Annotated in this window: 17 protein-coding genes; 3 read left to right on the forward strand and 14 right to left on the reverse strand. The window is 40.6% G+C overall.

Annotated elements, in window-relative coordinates; all coding sequences use genetic code 11:
- Positions 1-47 precede the first annotated feature (47 nt).
- From AC1EU2_RS06255 to murJ, 12 genes are all read right to left on the reverse strand, one after another.
- Positions 48-344: a TapY2 family type IVa secretion system protein gene (locus AC1EU2_RS06255; RefSeq protein ID WP_480297170.1), complete on the reverse strand. Its 297-nt coding sequence runs from the start codon at positions 342-344 to the stop codon at positions 48-50.
- Positions 341-757: a type IV pilin protein gene (locus tag AC1EU2_RS06260; RefSeq protein ID WP_480297171.1), complete on the reverse strand. Its 417-nt coding sequence runs from the start codon at positions 755-757 to the stop codon at positions 341-343. Before AC1EU2_RS06260 ends, AC1EU2_RS06255 begins: the two co-directional genes overlap by 4 nt.
- Complete coding sequence (locus tag AC1EU2_RS06265; RefSeq protein WP_480297173.1) at positions 741-4256, reverse strand: pilus assembly protein; 3516 nt, start codon at positions 4254-4256, stop codon at positions 741-743. Before AC1EU2_RS06265 ends, AC1EU2_RS06260 begins: the two co-directional genes overlap by 17 nt.
- Before the next feature lie 16 nt (positions 4257-4272).
- Entirely contained in the window at positions 4273-4707 is a 435-nt protein-coding gene (locus AC1EU2_RS06270; RefSeq protein ID WP_480297174.1) for a pilus assembly PilX family protein, read from the reverse strand.
- 14 nt (positions 4708-4721) lie between these two features.
- Positions 4722-5684, reverse strand: a complete 963-nt coding sequence (locus AC1EU2_RS06275) for a PilW family protein (protein WP_480297175.1) — start codon at positions 5682-5684, stop codon at positions 4722-4724.
- Positions 5681-6301 carry a type IV pilus modification protein PilV gene (gene pilV / locus AC1EU2_RS06280; protein ID WP_480297176.1) on the reverse strand — a complete coding sequence of 207 codons (621 nt, stop codon included), beginning with the start codon at positions 6299-6301 and terminating at the stop codon, positions 5681-5683. Before pilV ends, AC1EU2_RS06275 begins: the two co-directional genes overlap by 4 nt.
- 193 nt (positions 6302-6494) lie before the next feature.
- Complete coding sequence (gene ispH / locus AC1EU2_RS06285; RefSeq protein WP_480297178.1) at positions 6495-7472, reverse strand: 4-hydroxy-3-methylbut-2-enyl diphosphate reductase; 978 nt, start codon at positions 7470-7472, stop codon at positions 6495-6497.
- 3 nt (positions 7473-7475) lie between these two features.
- Positions 7476-7898, reverse strand: coding sequence for an FKBP-type peptidyl-prolyl cis-trans isomerase (gene fkpB, locus AC1EU2_RS06290; protein ID WP_480297179.1), 423 nt, complete (start codon positions 7896-7898; stop codon positions 7476-7478).
- On the reverse strand, positions 7899-8414 hold the full coding sequence (gene lspA, locus AC1EU2_RS06295; protein ID WP_480297181.1) for a signal peptidase II: 516 nt from the start codon (positions 8412-8414) through the stop codon (positions 7899-7901).
- 65 nt (positions 8415-8479) lie between these two features.
- Positions 8480-11302: an isoleucine--tRNA ligase gene (gene ileS / locus AC1EU2_RS06300; RefSeq protein ID WP_480297182.1), complete on the reverse strand. Its 2823-nt coding sequence runs from the start codon at positions 11300-11302 to the stop codon at positions 8480-8482.
- 29 nt (positions 11303-11331) lie between these two features.
- Positions 11332-12267: a bifunctional riboflavin kinase/FAD synthetase gene (gene ribF / locus AC1EU2_RS06305; protein ID WP_480297183.1), complete on the reverse strand. Its 936-nt coding sequence runs from the start codon at positions 12265-12267 to the stop codon at positions 11332-11334.
- Between the two features lie 39 nt (positions 12268-12306).
- Positions 12307-13872 (reverse strand): murein biosynthesis integral membrane protein MurJ, encoded by a 1566-nt coding sequence (gene murJ / locus AC1EU2_RS06310; RefSeq protein ID WP_480297185.1) that lies wholly within the window; start codon positions 13870-13872, stop codon positions 12307-12309.
- A 454-nt stretch (positions 13873-14326) separates the two neighbouring features.
- Here murJ and rpsT point away from each other — a divergent pair, with 454 nt between their 5' ends.
- Together rpsT and AC1EU2_RS06320 are read left to right on the forward strand one after the other, a co-directional pair.
- Entirely contained in the window at positions 14327-14593 is a 267-nt protein-coding gene (rpsT, locus tag AC1EU2_RS06315) for a 30S ribosomal protein S20 (RefSeq protein WP_129946567.1), read from the forward strand.
- Between the two features lie 99 nt (positions 14594-14692).
- A complete protein-coding gene (locus AC1EU2_RS06320) occupies positions 14693-16096 on the forward strand; it encodes a M20/M25/M40 family metallo-hydrolase (RefSeq protein WP_480297186.1) in 1404 nt (467 codons plus the stop codon).
- Between the two features lie 59 nt (positions 16097-16155).
- On the opposite strand, the gene wecA is transcribed toward AC1EU2_RS06320, so the two are convergent.
- Both wecA and AC1EU2_RS06330 read right to left on the reverse strand, forming a co-directional pair.
- Positions 16156-17199 (reverse strand): UDP-N-acetylglucosamine--undecaprenyl-phosphate N-acetylglucosaminephosphotransferase, encoded by a 1044-nt coding sequence (wecA, locus tag AC1EU2_RS06325; protein ID WP_480297187.1) that lies wholly within the window; start codon positions 17197-17199, stop codon positions 16156-16158.
- A 101-nt stretch (positions 17200-17300) separates the two neighbouring features.
- Complete coding sequence (locus AC1EU2_RS06330; protein ID WP_480297189.1) at positions 17301-18638, reverse strand: MBL fold metallo-hydrolase RNA specificity domain-containing protein; 1338 nt, start codon at positions 18636-18638, stop codon at positions 17301-17303.
- A gap of 145 nt (positions 18639-18783) precedes the next feature.
- Here AC1EU2_RS06330 and AC1EU2_RS06335 point away from each other — a divergent pair, with 145 nt between their 5' ends.
- Entirely contained in the window at positions 18784-20208 is a 1425-nt protein-coding gene (locus tag AC1EU2_RS06335) for a capsule assembly Wzi family protein (protein ID WP_480297190.1), read from the forward strand.
- The last annotated feature ends 5 nt before the right edge of the window (positions 20209-20213 follow it).

The raw sequence follows: 20213 nt of genomic DNA on the forward strand, positions 1-20213 counted from the left end.
CGATAAAAAAGGCAGCTATAACAAGCTGCCTTTTTTATACCATTCAATTAATCAACATTTTTAGCATCAATCGCAAATGCTTCTTTGTTGGAGAATTTCTCACCAGCTTTTATGCACTCAATTTTATGCTTTACTTTTGCCCGTTGTCCATTATTAACTGGAATATCTGAAGTCACTAAATTAGCTAAGCGTGTTCTTACCTTACTTTCTTTCCAATGAAAGTAGGTAACTTTATTTCCGGCTGTAGTTTCTAAATAACATTTGTATGCAACGTGTTTCTCAGCATGAGCATAAAGAGAAAAAATACAAGCAATTACTCCTAGACTTAATATAATTATTTTCATTTCCAGCACTCCGCATGTTCTACAGCACGAGCATTTGTTTCATCTAAAGTAATCGTTCCACATTTCGTATCTCGTGACGCTTGAACTCCTATTGCTGAGGCCGTAAGGACAAATTTGCGATTTTCATCACTGAGAGCAACAGTGATTCTGTATAAATCATTCTCTACTGTCCAGCCTTCCGCTTCAATTGGCGCTAAACCCAATAACCCTAGATCATTAGAATATCGACGATGATCCAAGTAATACTGCTCTTGCAAATTAGCAACATGAACTAAACCAGCAATAGCATCAGCTCTAGCTGAGCGTGTAACGTAATCCACGTAAGATGGGTAAGCAATTGAAGTTAAAATACCTAGGATAGCTACCGTAATCATTAACTCAATAAGAGAGAAACCTCTACTGACAGTTTTCATCATTCGCTCCTATTGGGCATTGTGCAGGGTTATAAAAATAAAGGCGTTTAGGTTCAGGGCAATCAGCTATAGGCGTTGCTCCCGGTATTACAATTATCAGGTTACAATCAAGCTCAGGACAGAACTCATCTTCACATTCAGAACCACTTCCATTACCATTACCATCCCCAGTACCGTCACCATTACCATCCCCAGTACCGTCACCATTACCATCCCCAGTACCGTCACCACCGTCACCGGATGAATCAATAATCAAAATGGGTGGTGTATCAGGAATACCTTTTACGGTTGATATCAGTCGACTGCTACCAAAATGAAGATCAAATTCGTAATAACGCCCGGCTCCTTCAATTAAACATTGATTATCACCGCCGCTTTCAGGTGTATAGGTTGGCACGTAAACCTTTTCATCTAAAAAAGTCGCAGCAGCTAATACCTTTTCACCTTGACTGGAAAAATCATAATACCAGCCAAACTTTTGTGAGAAGTTGATAAGTTCTGTTTCTGAACTTGGCGCACCACCGCTTATATTATAAAGGCTAGAAGTAGTTAAAACTTCAGGAATTGGTGAGCCATCAGATTCTACAAATTTATATATATTTCGGTCTTGTAACACAAAAAACATATTGTTGCGAGTGACATCATTAGGACTAGGCCTTCTTCCACTACCGACTACAACAGCATCATAAGGTATCCTGTGAGTTGTTACTTCGGATGTGGCACTATTTCTAACCGTATTGTTTATAGCTGTTTTAATTACAGACACACGAGTAAAAAACTGCCTATCATTTACTAAGGCATTTTCACCACCACTCAGGCTCGCAAATTTATAAGCACTCCAACTTGACTTGTTTGGAGCAGGCATGTCCATTCGCCAAACATTCCCACCGGTATCTGTTGCATAAATACGATCAGTAACTCCATCATCATCAGCATCTAATACCGCAACCTTGTTAGGTATGCTATCTTCTATATCTGGAAGTGGAGTTTTACTTCCCAATGTACCTTTGCCAAAATGGTGTATTCTACTGCCTGTAAACGCATCTATAATATAAACACCACGACCTTGTTGATCAGCCGTTCCTTCACTATTTGAATCTTTATTCGTGTCATAACCAGCACCAATGATTAATACAGGACCATCATGCCCTGGGATCTTTGTTACCACAGGTTCAGACCAAGACTGGCCAAGTTCTTGTTCTTCTAAACTTCCCCAATCCAAAGCATCTTTACGCCACTCAAATTTAGGGTTATCTGGATCTGTGATATTTAAAGCATAATAGGCATTTCCACCTCGACGCATCCCAAAAAATACCCAAGCTTTTGATATACTAGTGCCACTCCTTTCTATGTAAGCAACTGGAGAGCTGTCAAGTCCATATACCGAATGCACACCAGATGGGGCATTGGTTCTTAACTCAGCAACTTTAGGTAACAGTTCATAAGGCATAAATGCCCAGCTTTCCTCAACGGTAGTTCCAATATCTTTAAACATATGCATAAAGCCTTGGTTAGTACCAACTAAGATACGGATATCTTGTGAATTTACACTGCCGCTATAATTTATCGCCAACGGTTTAGAATGCAAAGGGTCACCCATAACATCAGCTCTGAAGTCTGTAACAGAGTTATCATTATCTTCATCATCAACGTCTATACCGTTTAGCCAACTGAAAAGGTTACCTAACTGATCTACATTAGTTCTTAAATAGCTTGTAAGTTCAGAAGTTGTAGTTAGCCTTGTCTGCATACTTTCTAATGTTAAAGGGTCATAACTACTTCCTAAGTTCGACCATAAGTCTCTAGTGCCTGCCAACGCTTTTGTTTTAATCGATGAAGCTGCACCGCCTTGATTAACGTTACCGCCATCAAAACCACCAGTGCACGCACTCCAAATCGAGCAAGCAGTTGTTTTAACCGTACCATCTTCTTCTAATGCAGGACGTCCTGATTGATCAACAACTGTCCCATCACTCTTCACTCTAAATTTTTTTAAATTACCACTCCAGCGAGGACCTTTATTTGGCAAAAACATGGCGTAATAAAGGGAGTCTAAAGTTCGAGTGCTATCGAAGTTATTGGTTGCAATTGCTGGAGCCGTAAAACTGTTGCCGTTTTCGAGTGCAACATTAACTAATGAAGTGATTGCAGCCTGTAGTTCTTTTGTGTTGGCAGCTGAAGAATATAAGCCTCCACCAGCATCTGCCGTTTCACTTAAAACGCCTTGAGCGTTTGCTGCTGCGGCACTAAACCCGATAGTATGTGTAGTAACAGTTTGCTTACCATCTATATTTGGGTTTATATCATTTGTTGCCAACCACTCTGCTAAGTTAGGTAATAATGTAGGTCGATCATTTTTTTCTGTTATCAAAAAGTAATCTTGGTCAATTCCAGGTAATGCCCTAACGTCATCGTCTGCATGATTATCTGTGTAGGGAAAACCATCAGTGACGATAATGACATAAACGTTGCTTTGACACTGTTGTAACGGAGAGATATAAGTACCACCTGATTCAATTGATTCATCACTTTCAGGGTCTGATGTTGATGGAGCATTATCACCATATATAACGCTTTGCCCACTGAAATAACGATAAGCTTCATAAAGCGTTTCACACAGAGGTGTTGTTCCTTCTGTTCCAAGCTCTGGAACTATCTCCAATAACTTATTGCGTGTTGCAATAGTATTTTGTTTAATGCCGCTTACAATTCTTCCCCCTTGCTCTGAAGTGGAATTGAATATTGCAAGCCCAATGTCTGCACCTGGAGTGGTAACAAGAACGTTTTCAACAACCTCTTTTGCTATTTGAATACGTTGGTAGTTCGTTTCCCCAAATGTATCATTGTGATACCACTCAACATACTCTTGCGTGTATAGGTGTACAGGCTTACCTATACCAAAGTGAGTAAGTAATGCATTATCATAAGCTGTTTGAAATGCAACGGAATCGGAATCATCAGACGAAACCAAGCTGTATGGCAAAGGGGCTGATGGAGTTCCTAAATGATCAATAGGGAAACCATCTGTGTATGAATTATTGTCAGCGTTTCGTTCAGAAATATCTTCAAAACAATCAACATCTGTAATTGTCGAGCTATTACTTCCGGACATTTCACGCCATGCACCTGTTTGTCCAACAAATTGATAATCTCTTAAATAACCAGTAAACAAGCCATAACTATTTAAATATTGAACTGAAGTATGACAACGATTATTGTCATGCAGGAAATATTGCGCACTTGTAGGTTCTGGTACCGTCGTAGATGAAGAAAAAAATATTTTACTACCACTCGATAAATTTTGAGCTTGAGTAAAGAAAGTCTTTTCGTTTTGTGTGTTGTTCTTCATTGAATTTGAGTTATCAAAAATAATGAGGATTTGAGGACGAATGCCCGTACGCGGAGTACCTTCAACAACGTATAGTTCAGTATCATCAGCAACTAATTGACTACTCATTAATATGAGTAAACAAGATAAGCCTGTTTTTAAAAGTTTCATTTTTAAATTCCCTTTATCAACCGCTTGCTGAAATAAATGGCCAAACGACTCCTGTAGAGCCACAAGCTCTACCACTATTAGCTTTACCAAACATATTTGTTTTTGTTAACTCTAATATTACACATTTTTGATTTGGTAAATCTGGCTTAACAATACCCCGAGGACAATTGATAGGCTCAGCTAAAGTATTATTATCTTGAATGACAAAATTTCGATCATTTAAGTTATCTATTGTTATGGTTAATTCAGCTAAATTTTTCGCAGCTAAAATGTCTGTTATAGCACCTTCAACTTGTCCGTCAGTAAAAACTTGGCACTGCATCTTCTCACTACCAGCACTCGCCATTTGTATGGACATACTTGAATTCGTAGCTAAAGAAACACCAATGACAGTTAGCACCAGCAAAACAATAATGGCAAAAAAAAGCACAACTCCTTGTTGTTTTTTCAAAATTGGCTCCTGCTTTATGTTTGTATATTGTTAAATAAGATAACCGTAGTAGACATCACTTTTCGACGAAAGTTGTCATTAAATGGCCCTAATTCTTTACCACCCAAGTTATAGGTAATGTCATTGGTATACTGATTATCAGGTTCAACACTGCGGACAAGCAAATAAACCTTAACGGCAATGATTCTTTGCCCATTCCTATTCCATGCATCATCCGGAACATCTGTCGCAGGTTGATATATATCCACAGAAAAATCTTCATCATTATCGATACCATAGAGAAAGTGCATATTTTCTACACCATTCACAAGTACCTGATTAGTGTTCCCACTAGAGTCCATATTGTTATTGATTAATTCTCTTCGCTCTAAAGTTGGAATACCATCAGTTGTTTCAATGTAGTAGACATGATGTACAAACTGCGCGAACTGGGCATCCGCAGCTAAATTTGCAGGGATACTATCCTCAGCCATAAAAAACTCTATCGAATTATTGTCGAAGCCAATAAAATGGTTATCCTGACCAATAACTTGAGCTCTTGGGACTATATCTCCTGCACGCTTAATTTGAATGACATCTGTACCAACATCATTATTAGTTCCATTAGTTAAACAAGTAATACTTGAACCATCTCCAACAGTAAATCCCCAGATAGTTCGGTAGTTTTCAGATATTGGGTAACTAGCATTGTCTACACCAGCGCCAATACAGTCATTATCTGCAACGGCTGTTGTACCGACTCCCGGCGTTAAATCACTGTTCGTGTGAATATCAAAGTAACCCGCTAATCGAATATCTCGTTCTAATAATGTTAACGCTATCCGGCCACTTTCTTGCAACTCATTAAAGTGGCTAGTTGTTGTAACATTGGTAGATGACATACGAAACATAGTAAACAGGCCTAGTGTTAAAAATAGGCTGATAACCATAGCAATCATTAATTCAATTAATGAAAAGCCTTTTGTCTTTATTATCATCCTCCACCCCCATCATCTGGAGCAGGAGCCGGATCAGGTTCAAAGGGATCTGGTGCTACGGCTCGAATAACTGTACTAACAGTATAGAGCCGCCTCCTGTTTGATCCGTTACCACAAACTAAAGGAACTTTATCCCCCTCCGCATACTGCCCAGCTTTCACAGCATCAGATAATTCTCTAATACTTCGCCAACTAATTGCTATCGTGTAAATATTTTCAGTGCCAGGAATCTCCTCAACCTCAGGGCTCTCTCCTGGGCCACTCGGAGGAGTTTTCACTTGAAATTCACCTTGCTGCATACATGCCATTGCTCCATCTAGACCACCAATGGATGTATTTCCATCCTTTTCATTATCCCCCTCCAATGAGTTTTCCCAATCTATATACTCTGGGTGAGTGCCATTTGCAAAAGCCGCAAGATCGGTTGGTGAAGAATTTGCTCTCATTCGATTAATAAGATCATTAGCAAGAAAAGAAGCCTGAGTTTGTTGATAAGCTTCAAATGAGCCTTGTTTTGAAATGATATGCAGATTGAACACACCAACAAGACCGATGACAAGAATCACCAGTGAGACGAGTACTTCTATGAGGGATAATCCTTTCTCATTGCCATTCATTGGCGTCAATCCTCTGTCCATTGCCGTTTTTATGACAGGTATTTTATACCTTTTTTCTCTATTTTTGTTAACACTCTGTTGAATAGAGAATCGATATTAGGCTATTTTTTATTCACTTTCTACTTTTTACTACGATAGGAACATTAAAAAAGAGGCAGTAGCCTCTTTTCTAATCAAATTAGACCAAGAACACTTACCTTAATTCTGCTGGAACAGCGAAAACGGTATCTTCCTCTCGCCCTTCAACTTCGGTAATCACACTCGGTGCAAACTTAGTTATTGCTTCAACAACCTGTTGAACTAATACTTCTGGAGCTGAAGCACCAGCAGTTACGGCCACTTTCGATTTACCTTCAAACCATGATGCAGCAACATCATCAGCGTTATCGACAAGGTGTGCCTCAATACCGTGCTTTTCAGCAAGTTCGCGTAAACGGTTCGAGTTAGAACTGTTTTTCGAACCCACAACCACCATCATGTCAGCATTCGGTGACATACTTTTTACGGCGTCTTGACGGTTTTGTGTTGCGTAACAAATATCATCCTTGCGTGGGCCTTCAATACACGGAAACTTAGCTTTTAGGGCTTCAATGATATCAATGGTCTCATCAACCGAAAGCGTGGTTTGAGTAACAAAGCAAAGGTTATCTGGATCGTTAGGCGTTAATCTAGCGACATCTTCGACAGACTCCACTAAATAAACGGCACCTTCAGGATTACTGTACTGACCCATTGTTCCCTCAACTTCAGGATGGCCAGCATGTCCAATTAAGATACACTCAATGGCTTTTCGGCTTGCTCGAGTCACCTGTAAGTGAACTTTAGTCACCAGTGGGCAAGTTGCATCAAACACTTTTAAGCCACGATCTTTCGCTTCTTTACGCACCGCTTGTGAAACACCATGAGCACTGAAAATAACAATGCAGTCATCAGGTACTTGCTCTAACTCTTCGACAAAAATCGCACCACGGTCTTTTAAGTTTTGTACCACGTAACGGTTATGAACAACTTCATGGCGAACATAAATGGGTGGTTCAAATAGTTCTAGCGCTCTTTCAACAATGCTAATCGCACGATCTACCCCAGCACAAAAGCCTCGAGGATTGGCAAGCATAATATTTAAACCATTAGGCTCGACTTGTTGAACTGCAATTTTGTCAGAAGAATTCATAGATTAGAGTACCTGAGTCACTTCAATATCAAAGGTTATGTTATGGCCTGCTAACGGATGATTCAAATCAACCGTAACTGAATCTCCAGCGACTTCACGAACGATTCCTGGAATCTCACTGCCACCAGGGCCTGCAAAACTTACAATAACGCCTTCTTCCAACTTCAAATCTGCTGGAAAACGAGTTTTATCTAAATAGTGAATGGCATCAGGGTTAGACTCTCCAAATGCGTCAACGGCTTGAAGGGTAAACTTATGTTTATCACCCTCTTTTAGAGTCTCAAGCTCAGCTTCGAATGCCGGACTTAAACTATTGTCACCAATATTTAATCGTGCAGGCTTACCAGAAGCCTTTGTGCTGTCAGCAGTCGAGCCATCTTCCAGCAAAATTTCCATGTGACAAAGTAATGATTTAGTCGAAGACACTTAACTTACCTCTTTAGTGTTTTCAGTTATTTCTTTCTTCTCACCAAAAAATGAGTCAAGAATGATTAAACCTGCGCCAATACAAATGGCGGAATCAGCAATATTAAATGCAGGATAATGGCTGGTTTTCCAATATACATCGATAAAGTCAACAACAAATCCATGCATTAAACGGTCAACTAAATTACCAATTGCACCGCCAATAACGAGCGTAAATGCGAGGTTTGTGCGCCATTCGTTCGCATGTTGTTTGCGTAGCCAAAACGTTAATAAGGCACTGATACCAACTGCGATAACAGTAAAGAACCAACGTTGCCAACCACCAGCATCAGCTAAAAAGCTGAATGCTGCGCCATAATTTCGAACATAAGTAAAGTTTAGTACGGGCAATAAATTAATTGATTCATACAAATCAAAATTCGCTAATACCCACTGCTTAGAAAGTTGATCAGCAACAATTGCAATAACAACAACCCAATACCATTTCAAACCACTTTGTCTCCAATCTGACGGCATGCCTTTTCCTTTATTCAATCAATCCTAATGCCGTTTCTACATGGGTAGAAACGGCGTCGAAAATATTAAGCGAACTTACGCTCTTCGCCTTCACCCTCAATATTAGTCACGCAGCGCTGACACAGTGTTGGGTGCGACTCAACTTGACCAATGTCATCACTATGGTGCCAGCAACGTTCACACTTCTCTGCATCCACTTTAGCTACGACTAATTTTAGCGCAGCAAGTTCAGTTGTAGTTGCTTCTGCTGGTGCGTCAGCTAATGGTTTAATGTTCACTTTAGATGTCAATAATACAAAGCGAAGTTCATCATCGATCTCTGCAAGTTCAGCAGTTAGCTCTTCAGCGGCATAAAGCGTAACTTCAGCTTCTAGTGAACCACCAATCTTCTTATCACGACGTGCTTGCTCAAGTACTTTGTTGACTTCAGTACGAACAGATAACAGTGTCTGCCAGTATTCGTCACTCAAATCATTCTCAGTAACAACAGACTCTAAACCTTCAAACCAAGTTTGTGTGAATACATACTTCTCACGTTCGCCTGGTAATAACTGCCAGATTTCATCAGCCGTGAAGCTCAACACTGGTGCAATCCAGCGAACTAATGCTTCAGCAATTAAATAAAGCGCAGACTGACAACTACGGCGTGCATGGCCTTCTGTTTTCGCAGTGTATTGGCGATCTTTAATGATGTCTAAGTAGAAACTACCTAACTCAACTGAGCAGAACTGCATCAGTTTTTGAGTCACTAAGTGGAAGTTGTATTGCTCATAAGCGGCAAGAATTTCTTGTTGAATTGCGTGTGCACGACGAACAGCCCAGCGATCTACAGCAACCATATCATCAACCGCAACCATATCAGTTTCAGGGTTGAAACCACTTAGGTTCGCCAGTAAGAAACGGGCCGTGTTACGAATACGACGGTAAGAGTCTGCACTACGATTTAGGATTTCATCAGAAACCGTCATCTCACCACTGTAATCAGTTGCAGCAACCCATAAGCGCAGAATATCAGCACCAAGCTTACCCGTAACTTGCTGAGGAGCAATTACGTTACCGATAGACTTAGACATCTTACGGCCTTTACCATCAACGGTAAAACCGTGTGTTAGCACTTGCTTATACGGTGCTTTACCGTTCATCGCTGTTGAGATCATCAATGATGACATAAACCAACCACGATGCTGATCGCTACCTTCTAGGTATAAATCGATGTCCGCACCTTTGTATTCTGCACGATTCGCAACAACTGATGAAAACGTTGAGCCTGAGTCATACCATACGTCTAAGGTATCAGTGATCTTACGGTATTTGTCACCTTCATCACCTAATAGCTCTGACGGCTCAAGGTCAAACCAAGCTTGAATACCTTGTTGCTCAATACGATGAGAAACACGTTCCATTAATGCAACGCTGTCAGGGTGCAATTCATCCGTTTCTTTATGAACAAACAAGGTAATTGGAACACCCCAAGTACGTTGACGAGAAATACACCAATCAGGGCGATTCTCAACCATCTTCTCGATACGGCTTTGTCCCCAATCTGGGATCCATTGAGTTTGGCCAATTTCATTTAATGACGTTGAACGTAAGCCATTGTTGTCCATTGAAATGAACCACTGTGGCGTCGCACGGAAAATAATTGGTGTTTTATGTCTCCAGCAATGTGGGTAGCTGTGACGATAGTTTTCATGGTTAAGCAATACTTGCTTTTCTTCAAGTAATTCAACCACTGACTTATTGGCTTTAAATACGTGCTGGCCAGCAAAGAATTCAGTATCTGGCTTATAAACGCCGTTATCACCAACTGGGTTTGCGACTTCTAAACCGTACTGTTGGCCAACAACAAAGTCATCTTGACCATGACCAGGTGCAGTATGAACAACACCAGTACCTGCTTCAGTCGTAACGTGATCACCAAGAATTGCAGGAACATCGAAATCATAAAATGGATGTTGGAAACGAACTAACTCAAGCTCAGCACCTTTTGTTGTAGCAAGCGTTGTATATTCTTCAGCGCCAAAGCGCTTCATGCAATCATCAACAAGTACTTCACCAAGCACTAATGCTTGTTTTTTACCGTCTTTAGTATATTCAACTAAGGCGTAATCAAGTTCAGCACTTAATGCAACGGCACGGTTAGCTGGCAGTGTCCAAGGTGTTGTCGTCCAAATTGCGGTCGCAACCTGATTTGTATAATCTGCGACACCAAATTTAGCCGCAACTGCGCTTGAGTCAACAGCAACAAACGCAACATCAATCGCTGGAGAAGTCTTATCTTCATACTCAACTTCAGCTTCAGCCAATGCTGAGCCACAATCTGTACACCAATGAACCGGTTTAACACCTTTATGTAGGTGACCATTATCAATCACTTTAGCCAATGAACGAATAATGTTCGCTTCGGTTTCAAAGTTCATGGTTAGGTAAGGGTTTTGCCAATCGCCAAATACGCCTAAACGGATGAAATCATCACGCTGACCATCCACTTGCTTAGCCGCATATTTACGACACTCTTCACGGAATTCTGCGGCAGAAACTTTATGTCCTGGCTTACCGACTTTTTGCTCAACTTTAAGCTCAATAGGTAGACCATGACAATCCCAGCCCGGAATATAAGGTGCATCGAAACCCGACATGGTTTTCGACTTGATAATAATATCTTTTAAGATTTTATTAACTGAGTGACCAATATGAATATTACCGTTTGCGTATGGAGGGCCATCATGCAAAATGAATGTCTTTGCACCTTCACGGCTTTCACGAATCGCTTTATACAGCTCATCTTCGTTCCAGCGTTTTAACATCTCTGGCTCACGATTCGCCAGATTACCTCTCATCGGAAACTTCGTTTCCGGCAAATTCAACGTTGATTTATAGTCGCTCATTTATCCCATACACCATTTATAAACCAGTATTAGCTGGCATCACTGCTAAATAAAGCTTTCGCCTCATTTGCATCATTCATAATTTGCGCTTTTAGCGCCTCTAACGACTCAAATGGTCGTTCGTCTCTGATCTTTGCCACCAGTTCGACTTCGATATACTGACCATATATATCACCATCAAAGTCAAACAAGTGGACTTCTAACTGGCACTGTTGCCCATTAACAGTTGGCCTAAAGCCTACATTAGCAACACCTTCATAAATTTCACTATCTTGCCAAAATGCACGCACCGCAAATACACCACGTACAGGCACAACATTTCGCTTAAGCGCAATATTTGCTGTCGGAAAACCTAAGGTTCGTCCAAGCTTTTGACCATGAGCCACTCGACCACCTAACAAATAAGGATGACCAAGCATTCTTCTTGCTTGCTCAAAATTACCTTCGGCCAATGACTCTCTAATGGCAGTAGAGCTTACACGGGTATCACCAACAATAAAGCTGTCTGTGCTCACAACAGCAAAACCATGTTTCGCACCTGCTTTACACAGCATGTCAAAATTGCCAGCACGCTTTTTACCAAAGCAAAAGTCATCGCCAACAACCAGATATTTTACACCAAGTTGCTTTACTAATAATTCTTCAATGAAATCTTCAGGTGGCATACTGGCAAACTTGCGATTGAAGTTGACACATAACACTCTATCAATACCAAGTTCGTCAAGTAATATCACTTTGTCCCGTAATAAACTCAGTCTCGCAGGTGCATCTTCGCCTTTAAATAACTCTTGAGGCTGAGGCTCAAAAGTCATCAGAGTTGCAGGCAAATCAAAATGCTCAGCTTTTTCAACTAAGCGATTGATCACCTCAGCATGGCCTCGATGAACGCCATCAAAATTACCAATGGTTAATACACAACCATGATGATTAGGTAAAATATTGTGAATCCCGCGAATTAATTCCATTCTTGTGCTTTTGTTACACGCATAAGTGACCGGAGTATATCAGTCATCAAGCTCAGGTTTAAGCTTCCATGGCTTAATTCCGAATAAAAACAAAGCAACTAAGTATGAAATTCCACCGAGCGCAATTAATTTGGCAAGCTCTGCACCTCGAGTCAATTCTCCAATATCAAGCCACACCTGATCCGTAGGGTTGAAATAAAATATCAATGTGCCCATTAGTGCTGCTGCAATTATCACTTTCAAAAAATAAATCAGTGTTTGCTTACTCAACTGGTAAACACCACTTATATGTAGGCCTCTATATAATAGGCAGGCATTAACAAAGGCAGATAACGTGGTTGCGATAGCTAATCCAACAAAACCAAATGGAATGGCAAAAATGATATTGAACACCATATTGGTACAAATCGAAATGATGCCGTAACGCACTGGTGTCTTGGTATCTTGGCGTGAGTAGTAACCCGGAGCTAACACTTTAATCATCATGAAGTTAAGCAAACCACAACCATAAGCAATTAAGCTCATTGATGATTGTTGTACGTCAGTAAAATTAAATTCACCACGCATGAACAAGACCATCAACATGGGTTTTGCGAGCAGTATTAAGCCTACCATTGCTGGCACACCGAGCATCAGAATGAAGCGTACTCCAAAATCCATCGTTTGTTTAAACCCTTTTCCTTCATCATTAACATGCTTTTTAGATAAAGTAGGTAAAATGACCGTTGCGATAGCAATACCAAATAAACCCAATGGAAACTCAAGTAATCGGTCTGAGTAATACAACCAGCTGATCGAACCCGTAATCATAAAACTGGCGATAAAGGTATCAAACAGTAAGCTTAGCTGAGTGACAGAGACCCCAAACAATGCAGGTAACATTAACGTGCGTATTTTAATCACACCTTCATGATTCCAACCCCAACTTGGCTTAATAATTGCATTTTCTTTGTACAAAAATGGAATTTGAAACAAAAATTGAACTAAACCACCTAAAAACACACCGATTGCTAACCCAACTTCTGGATCTTCGAGTCTCGGAGAGATCAAAATTGCGGCACCAATCATGGCAATATTCAGAAATACAGGCGTGAAGGCTGAAACCGCAAATCGACCACGGGTATTCAAAATAGAACCAGCTAAAGCCACAAAAGTAATAAACCATAAATAAGGGAAAGTGATTTTAAGCATCAAAGAGGCAAGTTCAAATTTACTGGCATCGGGCCCATCATTGACCCAATCCCAAAACCAGCCTGCACCAAACAAAGCGGCAATGACTGGTGAAGCAATGACAGCAATAAACGTTACTATTGTAACAATACCTCCTAACGTGCCTGCCACCTTTGAAATCAGTTCTTGAGTTTCTTCTTTAGTTTTGGTTTCTTCATATTCAGTAAACACAGGCACAAACGCCTGATTAAACGCACCCTCAGCAAAGAGTCGACGCAGGAAGTTTGGGATTCGGTTTGCAAAGATGAACACATCGGCACTGGCATTTGCGCCCAATAGATTAGCAATAACAACATCACGTAATAACCCCAAAACACGTGAAACTAAAGTCATCGCACTGACGATCATGCCTGATCTAAATAATTTCTTGCTCAAAAGAACTCCAAAAAAAACGATTTTCTCTAGTAGGAACCCGAGAAAGAATAATCAGTGATGCACTCAAACACTGTGAAAATAATCTATAACAACGCTTGGTGGGTAATCAGCTGTACATTTACTTATTGAAATACATCACAAATCAGTGACGAGTTCATCCTGTTTACCGACAGCAAACGTCCATATAAAAATCAGTTTACTCAACCTTATGAGCATAATAAATGAAGATACGTTAACTATCTTATTCTACCAACCGCTTTTTTTAGGATAGAGGGTGCATTTCATTAGGAGAGCTGATAAAATTGCGCCACATTTTACACGAGTTAGGTTGAAGAAAGCCAAATGCTAACAGATTTATTAATCTGTGATGCATTTTGATTGACATTGGTGTGTTTTTCGGGCATATTCCTCGACCTTTAAAAAATCTTAATATCCAGTTTTTAGGAGTTGCACCTTGGCTAATAGCAAGTCTGCAAAGAAACGCGCAGTTCAATCTGAAAAGCGTCGTCAACACAACGCAAGCCGTCGCTCTATGCTACGCACTTATCTTAAAAGAGTTATCGCTGCTATCAAAGCTGGCGATCACGCAGCAGCAACTGAAGCTTTCAATGCTGCTCAACCTATCGTTGACCGTATGGCAACAAAAGGTTTGATTCATAAAAATAAGGCAGCCCGTCATAAGGCTCGTCTTAACACAAGAATTAAAGCACTTGCTGCTTAATTGTTGTTGAAGATACAATAAAAACCGGCTCAGGCCGGTTTTTTTATGCCTGAAAATAATTCCTTTAAGCTATAAATAATAACAATTGAATAATTACTAATGAAAAAATTACCTACTTTATTACTTGCAGCCGCTATTAGCTCAGCATTATTGGGCTGTCAAAGCACATCGGGCACAAGCCAAACTCATTCGACAAGTCATACTTTAATGACAGCAGCGAAAACTTCAAACCTTGGTTATGACATTGTTGAGTCATTGACTGTTGAAGTTGGCCCTCGAATGGCCGGAACCGACAAAGACCTCATGGCCGTTGATTGGGCAATGAACAAATTCAAAGCACTTGGCTATGACAAAATATATAAAGAACCTGTCAAAGTTCCAATTTGGGATCGTGGTTCAGCAAGTGCTGAAGTAACTGCTCCCTACCCTCAACCACTCGTCATCACAGCATTAGGTGGCAGTGTTGCTACACCAGTGAATGGCTTAGAAGCTGAGATCATTCGCTTTGATACATTAGCGGCATTAAAAGCAGCCAACCCTACCGATGTGAAAGGTAAAATTGTTTTTATCGACCATAAAACAGAGCGTGCAATTAATGGCGCGGGTTACGGTAAAAGTGTTGGTGGACGTTCACGTGGTGCCATTGCGGCAGCCGAAAAAGGCGCAGTAGCGATTGTTGTTCGCTCTATCGGTACCGATCATGACCGTATGGCACATACAGGTATGATGCGTTACAAAGATGGCGTTAACAAAATTCCTGCTGCCGCACTTTCAGCTCCTGATGCAAACCAACTTAACTTTATGTTGAAACGTAACCCTAACGTCACTTTGAAGTTGAACATGAGCCCTGAGAATAAAGGCTTTGCAACCTCTTATAACGTTATCGGCGAAGTGACTGGCCGTACTAAACCTGAAGAAATCGTACTTATTGGTGCGCATCTAGATTCTTGGGATGAAGGTACAGGCGCACTCGATGATGGTGCAGGTGTTGGTATTGTAATGGCTGCCGGTAAACACATTTTAGATTTACCACAACGTCCAGACCGCACTGTTCGTGTGGTGCTTTATGCCGCAGAAGAAATTGGATTAGTTGGCGGTAAAGCTTATGCTAAAGCACACGCCAAAGAACTGCAAAACCATTATATCGCCGCTGAGTCTGACTTCGGTGCAGGTTGGATTTATAAAATTGATGTCAATGTTAACCCAGCACAATTTGAGCAAGTTCATGCTGACTTAACACCAATGACAGCCAATAGAAATATTGAGTTGGGTAATAATGAAGCTGGCGGTGGCCCAGATGTGTCAATGTTGCCAGCTTTAGGTGTACCTGTAGCCTCGTTGCGCCAAGAAGGTTATGACTACTTTGATTATCACCACACTCCGAATGATACGATTGATAAAATCGTACCTGAAAAGCTTGCACAAAATGTAGCTGCCTATGCACAGTTTGCATTAGCTATGGCGAACTCAAAAGCACAACTAAGACCGAACAATAAAAAATAAAATTATTGGCTCGATTAGAAAAGGCTGCAGTTGCAGCCTTTTCTATTTAAACACTTAATTTATGCTTTTCGTAACCAACGAAGTACTTGCCAAATGTGCAATAAAGCCCAATTGTATGCGATAAATAACGCAATAAAACCAGCAAACATAATAGACTCTGGCACTGAGTACATTTCACCAACAACGCCAATCACGGCTAATAATGTTGCTAATAAAGTAATTCTCACTAATGTTTGACGTCTTGTATACCCTGCACGTTCAAAAATATGGTGTAAGTGATCACGATCAGGCTTAAAAGGGGATTGCCCTTTTTTAATTCTGCGATACATGATGGCTGTCATGTCCATCAACGGAATCGCAATCAAATATAATGCCGTAACAGGTGAAAATGCTTGATTACTAGACTCAGCACCAATGACCAACAACCAAACCACCGTCAAACCAATTAACATACTGCCTGCGTCCCCCATAAAAATTTTAGTCACGTTTTTAAAAGGCCAACGAAGGTTAAACGATAGGTAAGCTAAAATCGCAGGAATAAATAAGAAAGCCAAAAAGAACCAGTTATTTTCCGCACTGAAAAGTAAATAGGCGAGCGAAGTAAACGTCACTAAGCTCAAAGAGCCTGCAAGACCATCAATCCCGTCAACCATATTAAACGCATTAATGGCACCTATTACAGCCAAAACTGTAACCAACATACCAAAAACACCTAACTGAAACTCAAAGAAATGAAAAATATCGCCAAAGCTTGATAGATAAAAATTAGCACCAAAAATCATGATCGAAGCGACCAGAACTTGTGCCACCATTCTAATCTTCACCGATAAATCATACTTATCATCTAAAACGCCAAGAAAGAGTATAAAAGCAGACGAAATAAGATACAGGTTAAGTGCTTGGTTATGCTGCATAGCAATAGAAGTTGCAGCAAGCACACCTAAAAAAATTGCAACGCCACCGATCAGTGGAATTTGGCCAACATGAAGCTTTCTTTCATTGGGAACATCCACTAAACCAACACGTTTAGCGACAGGGTTTAAAGCAGTAATAATAGTAATAGTTAACGCAAAAGAAGCAAAAAAGGAAATAAAATATTCCATAATCTCGTCCATAAGAACAACACAACGTTAAAATTATAACAGAAGTCGCTATTGAAATAACGAACCAAATCAATTTTTTTACTTGGTAGACTCAGTAACCATCAAGACTGTTGGCAAGCTAGCTCAACAATCAAATCTGGTACCATACTTTCTATTTTATTCTTAAAGGCTTGCTGAACTTTGGGTTCGCCATGAACAACTCTCACGCTTTGTAAACCTGATATTGTATTTATGAAATCTAGAAGCTCCTCACAATCAGCGTGCGCAGAGTACCCCCCAAGTTTGTGTATCTTTGCTTTGACTTCGACTTTATTTTCACCAAACCAAATTTCACGCTTCCCTTTATACATTTCACGCCCAGGCGTCCCTTTTGCTTGATAACCAACTAAAACTACATCGGTTCTTCTATCTGGTAACAGTGCTTTCAAATAGTTAACAATTCGCCCACCGCTTGACATACCGCTGGCAGCAATAACAATGCAAGGCTCTGCAGTCTGTCTAAGCCTGTTTACTAGAGCAAGATGTTCGGTATGTGAATCAATTTGCACAAGCTGTTCAAAATTTAAAGGGTGCTGGCCACGGTGTAACTTATGTTTTGCTTCTTTCGCCCATAATTCCTTGAATTGACGATACCTTGCCGTAAATTTAGCTGCCATCGGTGAATCTAGAATGATAGGAATTCGCTTCAACGCATCGTCACTGTATTCAGTTAAAATTTCTTCGATATCAAAAAGGATTTCTTGGGTGCGTCCAATACTGAAAGCTGGAATAAGGATTGCGCCGCCATCTTGTAGCGAATCATCAATCATCGCTTTTAAGCGAGCTCGCCTTTCAGTAATATGTTCGTGGATTTTGTTACCGTAAGTACTTTCAATTACTAACCAATCTGCGAACTCTGGGGGCGTTGGGTCTGGTAAAAGCGGTGTATTACGAGGGCCTAAATCCCCGCTGAATATACCCCGAGTGCCGTCAGGCATATCAACTTCAACATAAGCGCTGCCCAAAATATGCCCGGCAGACTGAAATCGTATTTTTACAGCATTATCAGTAATCGGTTCGACCCATTGGTTATAAGGCACAGGCACGATCAGCTCATCCAACAAACGTTCAATTGTATGAAATAAACGTTTACTTCCAAAATGAACGTTAATACCATCTTCAAGTACTATTGGTAATAAAGCAGCACTGGCCTCTGTGAGGTATATTCCTCCTCGAAACCCAGCCGCTAACAGCCATGGTATTCGACCAACATGATCAATATGACAATGAGTAACAATCAACGCCTTTACATTCGATAAGTCGAATTCGATGTCTAAGCTGCGTGATTCAACACCTTGAAATAAGCCACAGTCGATCAGAATATGGCTATCGTCATCGACAACGAGTTGATGACAAGAGCCTGTAACGCCATCTTTTGCACCATGATGAATAATTTGCAAAATTCACCTCCGTAATTACTGTAAATTAAACGCTGAAACCTCGAAAACTCATCATCAACGACTTAGCAGATAACATCAATAATGCCTTGGCTGATGAACATTTAAAACATATAATCAACATAATTTTTATAAATAACAATACAATATGAAAGCAGCCATTTTTCTTTCTGCAGGTTTATTCTTATCTGGCACCTGCTTAGCAAGCGGTGTAACGCCTTACTTACCATTAAATGCAAGCCCTATCATTGAGAGCGATGTTGAGACGTTAGCCGTAGTCGCAAACATTCCTAAGCTCACAAAGCCCTACAATATGGCGGTAATATTTCAAGCATTAGATAAAATCCAGCTGTCTCAGCCAGATCTGTATGCACGATTATCACGCGCATTAATGCCTTATAAAAAAACAGCCTCGTTAACCCATAGTCGAACATCAATAAGCTTTGGTGGTGGTGAAGAACATGCAATCCCGAATGCTCGGGGGAACACGACCGATAATACTTTTTCGTTCAGTAATCGGTTTCAATGGCAAGCTCAAGATTGGTTGGGTTTCTATGCCGGTACAGAGTTAACTCAACAACGTAAAACGCTCACTGGTACCATGCTTTCAGTCGGTACAAGTTGGGCACAACTTGATATTGGTTATAAAGAACATTGGTATTCACCCTTTCAAAGTCAAAGTATGGTGATCAGCACCAACGCTGAAACCATGCCTTCGGTCAGCTTAAGCAATAACTTGCCGATTGAGTTGTGGGATACTAATTTCAACTATGAGTTCTTTCTCGCTCAAATGGATACCCAACCTGTATTATTTAAAGGCGCTTACAGCACAAGAAAAAAACCATTACTGGCAGGATTTCATTTTAGTTTTGAGCCCGTTGATGGTTGGTTACTTGGTGTAAATCGTGTCGTTCAATTTGGCGGTGGTGAGCGTGAAGTCAGTTTTAAAACCATTGCCAAAGCTTTTGTCGACCCTGGTGGTGCAGATAATACCCGTGATGATTTAAACTCAGATCAAGAAGCAGGTAATCAAATAGCTTCCATCACATCACGTTTCAACTTTGATACTAAAGTCCCATTCTCTTTTTACTCAGAGCTTGCCGGAGAAGACACCTCGAACAGTAAAAACTATCAGTTCGGTAACCCGGCATTATCCGCAGGTTTGTTTTTCCCGCAATTGTTCGGTAACAAGCTTTCTTTCACTTATGAATACAGCTTTTGGGAAAACGGCTGGTATTCACACCACATCTATAAAGATGGTTATGTGAATGATGGTTTTGTGCTTGGTAACTGGGCATTGCAACAACAGAGAGAGAATGGCACAGCACTCGAAGGGCAGTCTCAATTTATAAAAGGCGTTTATCGCTTTGACAGCGAACATAAACTTGTTACACAAGTTAGAATGGTAACCCCAAAAGAAACGGGCAGAGATGAGTATCAACAAAGCTGGGAGCTAGATGCTGAATACTTTATCCCTTGGAAAAATAATACGGTCTCAGTTGGCGCTTACTACGGCAAAGACATGCAGGGAAAAAGCTTCTGGCAGGCTAGAGCTAGCTTTCAATGGAAATAACAAAC

This window comes from Parashewanella sp. 2304DJ23-3, from assembly GCF_056591695.1.

Bases quoted from the DNA above. Each gene is read 5' to 3' on its own strand.
- AC1EU2_RS06275 (WP_480297175.1), bottom strand. From the start codon at position 5,684: ATGATAATAAAGACAAAAGGCTTTTCATTAATTGAATTAATGATTGCT.
- AC1EU2_RS06320 (WP_480297186.1), top strand. From the start codon at position 14,693: ATGAAAAAATTACCTACTTTATTACTTGCAGCCGCTATTAGCTCAGCA.
- AC1EU2_RS06255 (WP_480297170.1), bottom strand. From the start codon at position 344: ATGAAAATAATTATATTAAGTCTAGGAGTAATTGCTTGTATTTTTTCT.
- wecA (WP_480297187.1), bottom strand. From the start codon at position 17,199: ATGGAATATTTTATTTCCTTTTTTGCTTCTTTTGCGTTAACTATTACT.
- pilV (WP_480297176.1), bottom strand. From the start codon at position 6,301: ATGAATGGCAATGAGAAAGGATTATCCCTCATAGAAGTACTCGTCTCA.
- ileS (WP_480297182.1), bottom strand. From the start codon at position 11,302: ATGAGCGACTATAAATCAACGTTGAATTTGCCGGAAACGAAGTTTCCG.
- ribF (WP_480297183.1), bottom strand. From the start codon at position 12,267: ATGGAATTAATTCGCGGGATTCACAATATTTTACCTAATCATCATGGT.
- AC1EU2_RS06335 (WP_480297190.1), top strand. From the start codon at position 18,784: ATGAAAGCAGCCATTTTTCTTTCTGCAGGTTTATTCTTATCTGGCACC.
- AC1EU2_RS06260 (WP_480297171.1), bottom strand. From the start codon at position 757: ATGAAAACTGTCAGTAGAGGTTTCTCTCTTATTGAGTTAATGATTACG.
- lspA (WP_480297181.1), bottom strand. From the start codon at position 8,414: ATGCCGTCAGATTGGAGACAAAGTGGTTTGAAATGGTATTGGGTTGTT.
- AC1EU2_RS06265 (WP_480297173.1), bottom strand. From the start codon at position 4,256: ATGAAACTTTTAAAAACAGGCTTATCTTGTTTACTCATATTAATGAGT.
- ispH (WP_480297178.1), bottom strand. From the start codon at position 7,472: ATGAATTCTTCTGACAAAATTGCAGTTCAACAAGTCGAGCCTAATGGT.